Here is a 12,333-nt window from a genome sequence, read left to right on the forward strand (position 1 = left end):
AGATTAGATTTAAGTATAACCATGTTGGTTGACATATACTTAAGAAAAATGGTGTAATTATAGTAAACAAGGCATGCTCTGAAGATTATACATAAATGTTGGTGATGTAAGATGATTAAAAAACTTCTATTTAGCCCATATAACCAAATATTTTGGTTTAGTATTGGACTTTTCATAAAACTGTTATTAATTCATTATATTATGGGTCTTAGGGAAACCTTGTTTCTGATAACTTTAAGCAATTATTTCATGATACTAGGGTTGTTTTGTATACTCAATCTTATAGTCAGCAATCAAAGAAAACCAGGGGTTTTCTTGGGATTGAATATATTAATATCTATACTATTATTTATAGATCTAGTTTACTATACTTATTTTTTCACTCTTACACCTGTCCAAAGTATTTATCAATTAAAGCAGCTAACCCCTGTATCTGAAAGCATTAAACTTGTTTTGAAGCCATTATATTCCTTACTCTTTATTGATAGTTTACTTTTAGGGTTTTATTACTATAGACACAGGGCAAAAACTATACTTGAAAAGCATGTGGCCCGGCAAATTCCCAGGAAGCCAGTTTTAGCTATTATAATTGTTTTAACCATCCTTGTTGCCTCATTTACCCATCAAAGTGTTAAAGATGCCCAGGGCTATTTTACACCCCATAACCTGGGAGCGTTTAAGTATCATTTGTATGATATAGCCAGCTTTTTTCTGATAAAGCCCCTGGACATTATAGATGTTGAGGCCATAGCTGATACAATAAGCCAGGAGACAAGTGAACAAATAGGCTTTGGTTTGGCAAAGGGGAGAAATGTTTTTGTTATCCAGGCTGAATCTGTCCAGGGTTTTGTGATTAACCAGCAGATTAATGGTCAGTATATAACCCCAGTACTTAATGACCTTATAAACAAAGAAACCTTATACTTTAGTAACTTTTATGAGCAGGTTGGCTGGGGGAACACCTCTGACTCTGAGTTTGTAACCCATAACAGCTATTACCCTTCCACAAAGGTATTTAGCTACAAGGCTTATGAAAATAACACCTTTTTTACCCTGCCAATGCTTCTAAAAGAACACGGCTACGCAAATATTGTTTTTCACGGATTTGAAGCTAGTTTTTGGAACAGGGAAGCCATTTATCCTTCTCAGGGTATTGATACCTTTATCAGTTTAGAAAAATTTGAGCCTACGGAAATTATAGGTCTGGGTTTAAGTGACGGCCAGTTATTTGAGCAGTCCTTGGCCCATATTAAAAATATGCCCCGGCCTTTTTATAGCTTTTACATTACCCTGACATCTCACCATCCATATACCATGGAAAACGAGCATAAGATGCTCAACATTAAAGACCCTTTTAAAGATACAATGCTGGAAAACTACCTGCAAACAGTCCATTATTTTGATCAGCAATTGGGAGTATTTATCGAGACGTTAAAAGCCCACAATTTATATGATAATTCTATTATTGTAATATATGGCGACCATCAGGGTTTAGATGCCAGAGATGAGGAGACCAACAACCAGGTATCAGAATTTCTGGGCAAACAATATACTGAAGCAGAAATGTATCAGGTCCCATTTATAATTCACATACCAAACTCCCAGGTTAATCAAGAAATTACATTAGCTGGAGGTCAATTAGATATACTCCCAACGCTAGCCAATCTCCTTGGAATAAAGATCAACAGCAAGATGTTTTTTGGTAAGGACCTTTTAAATACTGACGAAGGCTTTGTTGCAACCCAGATTAATACAGCCAGGGGCTCTTTTATAGATAACGAAAAAATATTTATTATGTCCAATGATGGCATATTTGAAAACAGCAGAGCATGGTATTTGACTAGCGGAGAACCAGTTGACATTGAAGAATGCATGTCCGGCTATGAAAGAGCCCTTGCTGAAATTGCCCTGTCTGAGTATATAATGCAAAACAATTTGATATCTGTTGTCAAAGAAAATGGATTAGATTATATTTTAAAAGAATACTTATCCAAGGAATAGCCTTATACACCATCAGCCAAAGTAGGCTTTAAGATATTTTGCAATTTTAAATTATACTGGGAAAAGAAGCTATTGGGTCTAGTGTTATCTATTTTAGAAAATTGTTGTTGCTCCTGCTTCCATTTCTAAAACTCTTTTATATAATAGATCCAAGGTCTTGCATAACGAGTCAATATCCTCAATGCTTAAATCCTGGAATAACTCTGTTAAAAATCCTTTAACTTCAACCCGACGCTCCTGCCAAAACGAATAACATTTTTGCGTCAGCCTAAGACGTGTTACTCTCCTGTCATCTTGGTCCTGCTCAAGTATTAAATAACCCTTTTGCCGAAGCTTTAAAGCAAGCTGCTTTATATTTTGATGAGAGTAACCCATATCTTTTGCTACCTCTCCAAGGGTCGGGGAATAATTACCCGATTTCAGTATCATTATAGTTAAAAACCACTGCTTAATAGTTATTCCTTCCCAGCCTAGTTTTTGGTCTCCAATTGACTGCAGTCTGTTTGCTGTGAGAAAGATATTGCCAAAGAGATTTTTCTGAATATCCAAGCTTTCTAGATTTTTTTCCTTCATCTGCCCTAGTCCCTTCATTAGTTTAGGCTGATTTGGAAAGGCGATCTTTCCTTTACTATATTTTCATTTATATTTTTTAAGCATATTGTTAAACAAAAAACAGTAAATAAATTAATTAAAGGTATGATTATAATAACCGGGAAAACATTAAGTCCTAATAATTTCATTGCAATTATTTTTGCTACCAATGCTGTCATTAGTATAGACAAAAAAACCAGATATACTGATGCCATTAGATAGCCCATGGGAGCTTTCCTTATAATAAGTACTCCAGCTATAAAAGCGAGTGGTAATAGCAAGGCTAGATCCAAGCCTTGAACAATTAGAGTTGTATAATGCTCAACTTGAACTGGCATGGAACCAGTTAATAAGGGTGGGACTACAACCTGCAGCCATAACAAGGCAATGCATAAAGAATTAAAAATTAGAAAACCTCCTATAAGCTTTACTGGCAGCTTATTATCAAAATAGTGTTTTAGATTTTCCACATTAAAAGACATTAGAGTTAACATGAACCCGAAGAAGCTTGCTGATAGTAGGAGCACATATACAAGATACAGGTAGTTATACATTGCCATAACCAGGTAAAAAAGATAAGTGACCAGGAAGTAGCCTAGTGTCCCTGCAAGGAGTATTCTGCCTTTAATTGAGCCCTTTCTAGCAAAATAAAGTGACAATAGCAGCATAGGGATACCTATAAACAATGTAACAAAATCCTGGGCAATGCCCTGTGGTGCTACCTCTGCTGACATGTGCTGGTAGATGCCTTTACCATAAATAGTTACTGTTTCACCTCGTATGGAAATATATTCATACTCCCCAGGTCCCCCTGCAGAAAAAATACCTGCAGCCGCCGCCCCCAATCCAAAAATAGTAATAATAATAACAAGTATAGTTACTGTTCTTCCATTCCTCATAATAACCTTCCCTTTCATATATAGTTTTTGTGTTATAAATGTAATGTATTACATATTTGTCTAATAATTAGTAGAGTCCATGGGATTATCTGCCTTATTCACCCCAATTGTCTATTCTATAAAGTAATTTTTTGAAGCTTACCCACATTATGTGGGTCTCTTCTTGGTTTAAATCTTGAAAAAGCTTTTTAATGAATAACTCCCCTTCTTCCTCCCTGTTTTTCCAATATTCATAACTCTTATTTGTAAGCTTCAATCTGATTGCCCTGCCGTCCTGCTCATCCTTTTCGATTCTTAAAAAATCCTTTTCCTGCAGCTTAAGTGCTAGCTGTTTTACATTCTGATGAGAACTACCCATGAGCTCTGCTACCTCTCCAAGGGTAGGGGACCTGTCACCAAATTGCAAGATCATCACTGTTAGGAACCATTGTCTTAAAGTCATTCCATCCTTACCCAGATACTGATCACCAATTACCTGCAATTTATTTGATAAAAGAAAAATGCTGCCAAAAATAAATTTTTCCTTGTCAAGGATACTAAGGTTTTTTAGATCCATATGGTTGTCACCCCCTGTAGCTTATGTAACACATTACCTATTTATATGTAATATATTACATATTTGCACCGGTGTCAAGTAGAACTTGAACTTTTAATCTTTGTAAATGCCAACCAAATTTCTCTAGAAAATTTGCAATTGTCTAGATGATCAAATAAGGTTAAGATTACATATACTAAGACAGCACAAATCAGAAATGGAGAATCTATTATGATAAATACTAAAAAAGCAACCCCAAGGATATTAGTTACTGGAGCTACTGGTTATGTTGGGGGTAGACTCATCCCTCATCTTCTTGATAAGGGCTATAAAGTTCGCTGCTTCATTAGAAACCATGAAGATATTAACTCCCGTAGTTGGAAAAATATTGAGGTTTTCAAGGGGGATGTATTTGACTTAAAAAGCTTGGCACAAGCTATGGATGGGGTGGATTATGCTTATTATCTTATTCACTCTATGGCCAAGGGTGCAAATTTTCACCAAAGGGATATACAAGCTGCCCACAACTTTGGAAGAACTGCTCAAAGGAAGGGTGTAAAACGAATTATTTATCTTAGTGGATTAGGAAGTAAGGATGATAAGACCTTATCTGAACATTTACAAAGCCGTCAAAAAACCGGAAAAATTTTAGCTGAGTACGGAGTTCCGGTTACTGAGTTTAGAGCTGCCCAGATTATTGGTTCAGGTAGTGTTTCCTTTGAGCTTATACGCTATTTGACTGAAAGATTACCCATAATTGTTGCTCCTAAATGGATAAAAAGCTGGACACAGCCAATTGCCATAGATGATGTGCTTTACTATTTATCTCATTCATTGGAAATTCCAGAAACAGCTAATCAGGTAATAGAAATTGGAGGCAGCACCAGACTGACCTATGCTGAGCTTTTCAGGACCTATGCAAATTTGCGCAACCTTAAGAGAAGAATTCTGATTTTGCCATTTTTACCAACAAAGGTTCTAGCTTATTTTGTCAATTTTATTACACCTATTCCACGGAATATTGCTACTCCTTTAATAGAAGGATTGAGAAATGATGTGGTAGCACAGAATCATACTGCCTTAGAACTTTTTAAGTATGAGCCCACGTCTGTTCATGAGGCCATAGATATTGCATTAAAGGAGCAGCGTTTTGGTAAGATAGAGACCCATTGGGCTGGAACAGACTATTCAATTCATAATAGACATTTTTCTGAGGTTAAACATATACAACAAGAAGGTTTATTTGTAGAAGAGATCTCAGGATTAACATGGGCTGATCCCAGCAAGGTCTTTCATGTTATTAAATGTATAGGAGGAAGCAGGGGTTGGCCCTCTTATCAATTCTTATGGTCATTACGTGGTTTAATAGACCAACTGCAGGGCGGCTCGGGCCTGAAAAGAGGGCGACGCAGCCAGGAATCCTTAAGGGTGGGAGATCCATTAGACTTTTTTAGGGTGGAAACCATTGAAGAAAATGAATTACTCCGCTTACAAGTGGACTTTAAAATGCCAGGACGCGGCTGGCTTGAGTTTTCCTTGAAACCTCACCACCAAGGCCATACAGTTTGTCAGTATAACAGGAATGCCCCAAGGCTGGATAAATCAATAATGGATAGCCTGAGTATGAGTCAACCAATCGGACAGTATAGATTAACCCTAAGGGCTATTTTTGAACCTTTTGGCTTCTTAGGCTTGCTCTATTGGAAATCCATGCTGCCTTTTCACAAACCTCTGTTTAAAACTACCATTCAGAAAATTATTGAGGAAGCTGAGAAAGATTTTGAAAAAGATGACCCCCAGGCATAACTCCCCGATTAACCACCAATCACCAACAAAATGGTTCAAAGGACATTATATTTAAAAAAATGACTATCAATTTTGCTCAGGAAACCCTTGTTTCCAGAACTAGTGTTTGCTATAATTAATACAAACAACAGTTCGGGAGTGGTTGTCGTGGCAAAACAAAACTCAATAAATTTAATGCAATTTCAAACAATATTTAGTTCAGAAGAAGCTTGTCATAATCATTTATACCAGATGAAGTGGTCTGATGGATTTAAGTGCCCAAGATGCGGGCATTCACAAGCTTACAAGATTAAAACCCGAAAGTCTCCTTTGTATGAATGTGTTGATTGTAAACATCAAACTACTGTTACTGCTGGAACAATCTTTGAAAAAACTAGAACAGACTTACGCATCTGGTTTTTAGCAATATTTTTAGTTGCTCATGACAAGCGTGGAAGCTCTGCTACTTTCCTTTCAAACCAATTAGGTATCTGCTATCAAACCGCCTGGACAATGCTTCATAAAATCAGAAAGGCTATGGGTGAACGTGATACAAATTATACTTTAGCCGGTATTGTTGAGCTTGATGATGCTTATTTTGGTTCTCCTACTAAAGGTGGTAAACGTGGTAGAGGTACAGAACAAACTCAAGTAATAGTAGGCCTATCATTAAATTCAATAGGGCAGCCACTATATATCAAGATGGAAATAATTCCTGACTTAAGAGGAACTACAATTAGTGATTTTGCTCAAAGAACTATTGAAGAGGGTTCTGTTATTTCCAGTGATAAGTATCGTTCATATAACGTACTAACTGCTGATCCTAAATATGAGCATAAACCAAAGATATTTAACCCAAAAGAAGATTCCGAGCACCTTAAGTGGCTTCATACTATTATTTCAAATGCAAAAGCTTTTGTAGCAGGTACCTACCATGGACTAGGAGCAAAGCATTTGCAGGCCTACTTAAACGAGTTTTGTTATCGCTTTAATAGAAGAATGTTTAAAGGTGAATTATTTAATAGATTGGTAAAAGCCTGCGTTTCTGTTTCAACGATTACTTATCCTGAGCTAGTTGGATAATCATTTTTTATAATTGCGTTTTTATGTATGTAATTTGCAAAAGTAATTAACTATATTTGAGGCATTGCATCCCAAGTTTTGCCTAACAAAGTGCGTCCATTGCTTTTTTTATTAAAACCGCCCCATTGCTTAAAGTAAAAAAATACATCTTGCCTTTCACATTCTTCTTTTATAGATAAAACCCATTCTTGTTGCATTTCTCTTGCCCGAAATCCACTTTCCCCACCTACAATAGCCCAATCAATTCCTGCTAAATGTAATTCATTAACTTCATTTATCAAAGGTTCAAAAGAGACAAATCTTACTCTTGCCGGTACTTCTCTTAGATAGTCAATCCTTTTTTTGTATTTTTCACTTTCAACTGTTACTCCTTGCCAAATATTTGGTGTCCAATTAAGAGAATCTGCTAACTCGAAAAGTCTCTCTGCTCTTTTTGTCAATACTTGAAAAGTATGCCAGGAAGCTCTATTCATTACATCAAATACTTTTTTTATAAAATCCACTGGGATTTCTTCATGAAATAAGTCAGACATTGAATTTACAAAAATCAGAGAAGGCTTCTTCCATTTTAATGGATCCTCTAAACAATAATTATGAAGTTTTATTTCAAAACCATTTGAATACTTAGCATTTCCCATAGCTTTTAGCCTATTCGCCATAGTAAAAGCATAACAATTTTTACATCCGTCAGAGATTTTTGTGCAACCAGTAACAGGATTCCAGGTGTTTTCTGTCCACTCGATTTTTGATTTTAAAGCCATAATTGACCACCCTTTCTAAAGTTTATCTCTTGCCTATTACCAATTATGTATTTTATAAAATTATCAAGTATTATTTAGTTGTAGAAAGTTATTGTTTGTTACTTATGATACGGTTCTTTTCTTATGATTCTATAACATCTATATATTTGCTCCATTAAAATTAATCTCATTAATTGGTGTGGATATGTAAACCGTCCAAAGGATATCTTTAAGTCTGCTCTCCTTTTTATATCATCTGAAAGACCTATACTCCCCCCAATAATAAAAGTCAGGTGACTCTTTCCACTTACCATCAGTTCCTCGACTTTTTGTGCAAATGCACCAGATGTAAGAAGCTCGCCATCTATCTCTAAAGTTACAATGAAACTATCAGGTTTTACCTTAGCTAAAATTTTATCTCCTTCCCTTTGCCTAATTCCCTCTTCTTCAGCTAAAGAGGCATTTGCAGGAATTTTTTCATCATTAACCTCAATAATTTTAATCCTTGCATAGGGACCAAGCCTCTTTAGATACTCCTGCAGGCCTTTTTGAATATATTCTTCTTTTATTTTACCAACTGCAATAATATCTATCTGCATAAAATCCTCCTATTCAGCCCAGAATTTCACATTATATTTGGGGACATTCCTGTCCCCAGAAATATCCCAGACTTCAGCAGGTGTGTCCCCTTTCCTTATATTTGGGGACATTCCTGTCCCCAGAAATATCCCAGACTTCAGCAGGTGTGTCCCCTTTCCTTATGCGAAGATAAACGCCAGCATTGGGGGAGAAAGCCATTTGTTTTTATGATACACTATCTGAGTTACCATGTTAAATTTATACTACCAGATATTTTGGGGGGTTGCTGCATTTGTCACAACGATGAGGGGCTGTCCAGTCAGTAAAGGAAACCTTGTCCAAAAGATATATATCCGGGGGCATTTCATATATCTCCACAAATTCATCTATGGCCTCTTCTATATGCTCGTCACATACAACATACATATATTTCACCTTCTTAATTATTTATGGGTAAATTTTAGCATTCTATTATCATTATAGCAAACTAGTGTAAAAATAAGACAGAGGAAGTCCCCCTGTCTTATCTTCTTGGCATTTCTCCTAAAGTAACCTTTAGCTCTATTCTTTTATTATCTCTAATAACCACAATGTTAGTTTCGTCTCCAACTTTATGAGCTCTTAATATTTTCTGCAAATCATTAAATGTTCTAATTATTTGACCCTGCATCTCTACTATCACATCTCCAGGCCTCATGCCTGCTGCTGCAGCAGGCCCTCCAGATACGACACCTCCAACATAAATCCCCTCTGGGAGGTTATACCAGTTTGACATTTGGGGAGTAATCTCCCTGAAATCAAATATTCCAATAAAAGGTCTGCTTACATAACCCTTTTCAATTAGCTGTTCTATTATAGGCCTGACTACATGAGTAGGGATAGCAAAGCCCATTCCTTCTACATCAGCCCTTGCTATTTTTACACTATTAATCCCTATTACCTCACCCCTGGAGTTTACTAGAGCCCCTCCTGAGTTCCCAGGATTTATTGCCGCATCTGTTTGAATTACCTGCAGGGTAATCTCTTCTCCACCTGTAGTTCTGACTGTAATCTCCCTATCCAGTGCACTAATTACCCCAGCAGTTACAGACCTGGCAAAATCCTTACCCAAGGGATTGCCTATGGCAACTGCTAGCTCTCCTACTCTTAGTTCTAAAGAATCTCCGAACCTTGCTTCAGGTAAATTACTTGCATCTATCTGCAAAACCGCCAGATCTGTATCTCTGTCATGGCCAATAAGTTTTGCTTCATAATGCTGTCCATCATCTAGTGTTACTTGGATATTAGTAGCTCCTTCTACCACATGAAAGTTAGTAACAATGTAGCCATTATTCTTATCAAATATTACACCTGACCCAGAACTCATTATTGGGTTGTTAAAGAAATCATGGCCTCTCATGTTAGTAATACCCACTACAGCCGGACCCACATTTTCCGCTATGGCTATGACAGGTGAATCTTCTACCTTAAAGGGAATTATAGGCAATTCAGGTGGCTCCTGCGGCTGAATTTTTTGGGGTGGCTGCTCCAAGGCTAGAAAGGAAGGAGCCATAAAAAGAACAAATATACCACCAAATATGGCACTTAAAAGGCTAATAATAATTATTAATAATAATCCTGGTCGCCTATTTTCATAATGAGAAAAGTGTCCCAATTTCTATCCCCCATTCCATCATCACTGTTCTTATCCAGTATCTAATTAACTATATTAACACTTCCATTTATAGAGCTTACCTTTTCTACCCAATTTTCATACCCATTATCTAAAAGCTCTGCATTAATTATTTCAGTTTTACCAAATGCCATTAGCCCTGCAGCAAGTAAAGCCGCTGCCCCTCTTGTATCATTGGCGGTTACCGTAGATCCTAGTAGCCTATCCACCCCAGTTATGACCGCCGTATTCCCCTCCACCTTTATCTTGGCACCAAGTCTTCGCAATTCACCAATATATTGAAATCTATTTTTATATACTTTTTCTGAAATTATACTTGTATTTGCTGCAGTAGTCAATGCAGCACTGATAATAGGCTGAAGGTCTGTTGGAAACCCAGGATATGGTGTGGCTTTAACAATTAATGACTGCAATCTTTGTGTGCTTTTGACTTGAACAGCACCGTCAACTTCATCTACTTCTGCTCCCGCCTCCCTTAGCTTGGCTGTAACTGGTTTAAGGTGTTTATTTACAACTCCAGATATGATAACATCACCTCTATTAGCAGCTGCCATTATCATAAAAGTCCCAGCTTCCATTCTGTCAGGCATAATGGAATATCTAACAGGCTTTAGCTGGGGAACACCTTTAATTTTAATTGTATCAGTACCTGCACCACTTATTTTAGCACCCATGGAAGTTAAAAAACTTGCCATATTTACTATTTCCGGATCTTTTGCTGCACCCTGGATTACTGTTACACCATTGCCCAGCACAGAATTTAGTATGAGGTTTTCAGTGGCACCAACACTAGGGAAGTCCAGGTATATTGCACTATCCTGGTTGGTGCGTCCATTGACAATAATTTGGCCATTTGATATATCTGCATGAATACCTTTTAGTTTAAAGCCTTTTAAATGAAGGTCAATGGGTCTTGGCCCAAGGTTGTCATTACCGGGTAATGAAATGGCACATTCCCCAAACCTGCCCACAAGGGGGCCTAATAGTAGAATAGATGCGTGTAATCTTTGGGTAAGCTTATAGTCTATTGTGGTAGAGTTCAGTTCTGAGCAGTCTATTGCCAGCTGGTTTATATCAATCCAGTCATACTTTGCTCCTATACTTCTTACCAATTCAAGCATCTCCTGTACATCATTTACCCTTGGCACATTGTCCAATACTACCTCCCCCTTTACAAGAAGAGAGGCAGCAATGATTGCAATGCTTGCATTTTTTGAACCGCTAACTTTTACACTGCCCTTTAAGATTTGCTCACCATTTACATAAACCCTTTTCATAAAATCACCCGCTAAACCCTCTATTTTTAATAAATATTCGAGGAATTCGCGGGTATTCCTGCAATAAAGTAAAAGTATGCATGGTTTTCTTTAGATGCAAGATTTAATGATGGTCTATGTGGATGTTATTAATTACTCTTAAAATCCCTGGCACTGAGGCCGCCAATACTTCTGCTGCCTTTTTGGAACCAGAAGTATATACCTCGCCACTTAAATATGCAGTTCCAGCCACAACAAATACCGAAATATTTTCGTTGTTAATGTGCGGCTGCTGTGCCAGGAGAATTCTTACCCTTTTTGTTAGACGGTTATCCTGGCCACCACTTTCTATGGCTTGAAGCTTATTTGTTATCCTCCTAACCCCTTTTACTGCAGAGGCAGCATCCTCTGCTAGTATGGCCTGATTAGCTTTATCAACTGTACCACTTAGAATCACCCTGCCATCTTTAACCTGAGTGCGAATATCCAGCAGGTCCAGACTTTCTTCAAGAGATATGGCTCTTTCAATTTCATTTACCAATGTAGCATCGTCTTTTTTATGCTCATCTTTTATTTTAAGTTTACTGATTATTTCTTTAACACCTAAAACCTTAGAGGCTATGATTATTGCCTTTCGTTCTTGATCTATGCTGTCTATATTACCCATGAGCAGGGCAATTCCTTTATGAACCTCTACAGTTAGTCTATCCAAGCCAGGCTTTTCAAAAAGTTTTTTGCTTATCATTTCTGCAACCTTATCATCACCAATCTCACCATCAGCAGATATAACTAGTTTATTTTCAACTTTTTTAACCCCGGGGATTCTTTTAACTACAGTTTCCACTTTATTTCTGTCATCCAGGACGTCAACCACTCCCCATATAGAAGCAATACCCTTGCGGACATTAACATTAATATCTGACATTCCATCCTTCATTAGGGCTGTCATTATAGCATCCTTAACCTGGGAGTCATTTAATTTCATAAACATAACCTCCCTGCTTTATAAGTTCTTTAATAAACAGGACTTATGCAGTTGATGGAAAATAACACCAAAGCATAATCCAAAAATATTTTCAAAATGCAACCAGATAATCCCAAAAACACTTGACAATTGCAAAATGTCCCCATAATCGAAATGGATGGTATTATTTACCATACCCTAACGATATGGGTGATGCAAATGAAAAAA

The 12,333-nt window shown here is 37.1% G+C and carries 12 protein-coding genes; 3 read left to right on the plus strand and 9 right to left on the minus strand.

Features of this window, described 5'->3' with window-relative positions; genetic code table 11:
- Positions 1-111 precede the first annotated feature (111 nt).
- A complete protein-coding gene (locus K364_RS25840) occupies positions 112-2,001 on the plus strand; it encodes an LTA synthase family protein (protein WP_051534179.1) in 1,890 nt (629 codons plus the stop codon).
- 93 nt (positions 2,002-2,094) lie between these two features.
- Here K364_RS25840 and K364_RS0117315 read toward each other — a convergent pair whose 3' ends face one another.
- The 3 genes from K364_RS0117315 to K364_RS0117325 form a co-directional block, all read right to left on the minus strand.
- The gene (locus tag K364_RS0117315; RefSeq protein ID WP_035270126.1) at positions 2,095-2,574 is read right to left on the minus strand and encodes a MarR family winged helix-turn-helix transcriptional regulator; all 480 of its coding nucleotides are present in this window, start codon (positions 2,572-2,574) and stop codon (positions 2,095-2,097) included.
- Between the two features lie 17 nt (positions 2,575-2,591).
- The gene (locus K364_RS0117320; protein WP_028309068.1) at positions 2,592-3,491 is read right to left on the minus strand and encodes a hypothetical protein; all 900 of its coding nucleotides are present in this window, start codon (positions 3,489-3,491) and stop codon (positions 2,592-2,594) included.
- Positions 3,492-3,585: 94 nt separating this feature from the next.
- Positions 3,586-4,047, minus strand: coding sequence for a MarR family winged helix-turn-helix transcriptional regulator (locus tag K364_RS0117325; RefSeq protein WP_028309069.1), 462 nt, complete (start codon positions 4,045-4,047; stop codon positions 3,586-3,588).
- A 210-nt stretch (positions 4,048-4,257) separates the two neighbouring features.
- On the opposite strand from K364_RS0117325, the gene K364_RS0117330 reads away from it, so the two are divergent.
- Together K364_RS0117330 and K364_RS0117335 are read left to right on the plus strand one after the other, a co-directional pair.
- Complete coding sequence (locus tag K364_RS0117330; RefSeq protein ID WP_035270027.1) at positions 4,258-5,832, plus strand: SDR family oxidoreductase; 1,575 nt, start codon at positions 4,258-4,260, stop codon at positions 5,830-5,832.
- Between the two features lie 147 nt (positions 5,833-5,979).
- Positions 5,980-6,894, plus strand: coding sequence for an IS1595 family transposase (locus tag K364_RS0117335; RefSeq protein ID WP_051534181.1), 915 nt, complete (start codon positions 5,980-5,982; stop codon positions 6,892-6,894).
- A gap of 50 nt (positions 6,895-6,944) precedes the next feature.
- On the opposite strand, the gene K364_RS0117340 is transcribed toward K364_RS0117335, so the two are convergent.
- From K364_RS0117340 to K364_RS0117370, 6 genes are all read right to left on the minus strand, one after another.
- Positions 6,945-7,655: a DUF5131 family protein gene (locus tag K364_RS0117340; RefSeq protein ID WP_028309072.1), complete on the minus strand. Its 711-nt coding sequence runs from the start codon at positions 7,653-7,655 to the stop codon at positions 6,945-6,947.
- A gap of 98 nt (positions 7,656-7,753) precedes the next feature.
- Positions 7,754-8,233 (minus strand): 23S rRNA (pseudouridine(1915)-N(3))-methyltransferase RlmH, encoded by a 480-nt coding sequence (rlmH, locus tag K364_RS0117345; RefSeq protein ID WP_028309073.1) that lies wholly within the window; start codon positions 8,231-8,233, stop codon positions 7,754-7,756.
- Between the two features lie 238 nt (positions 8,234-8,471).
- Positions 8,472-8,639, minus strand: a complete 168-nt coding sequence (locus tag K364_RS26395; protein WP_084296012.1) for a CxxH/CxxC protein — start codon at positions 8,637-8,639, stop codon at positions 8,472-8,474.
- A 97-nt stretch (positions 8,640-8,736) separates the two neighbouring features.
- Entirely contained in the window at positions 8,737-9,867 is a 1,131-nt protein-coding gene (locus K364_RS0117360) for a S1C family serine protease (protein ID WP_028309074.1), read from the minus strand.
- 41 nt (positions 9,868-9,908) lie between these two features.
- A complete protein-coding gene (gene murA / locus K364_RS0117365; RefSeq protein ID WP_028309075.1) occupies positions 9,909-11,162 on the minus strand; it encodes a UDP-N-acetylglucosamine 1-carboxyvinyltransferase in 1,254 nt (417 codons plus the stop codon).
- 103 nt (positions 11,163-11,265) lie between these two features.
- On the minus strand, positions 11,266-12,126 hold the full coding sequence (locus K364_RS0117370) for a BON domain-containing protein (protein WP_028309076.1): 861 nt from the start codon (positions 12,124-12,126) through the stop codon (positions 11,266-11,268).
- Positions 12,127-12,333 lie beyond the last annotated feature (207 nt).

The sequence above is a fragment of the Desulfitibacter alkalitolerans DSM 16504 genome, assembly GCF_000620305.1.
Lineage (GTDB): Bacteria > Bacillota > DSM-16504 > Desulfitibacterales > Desulfitibacteraceae > Desulfitibacter > Desulfitibacter alkalitolerans.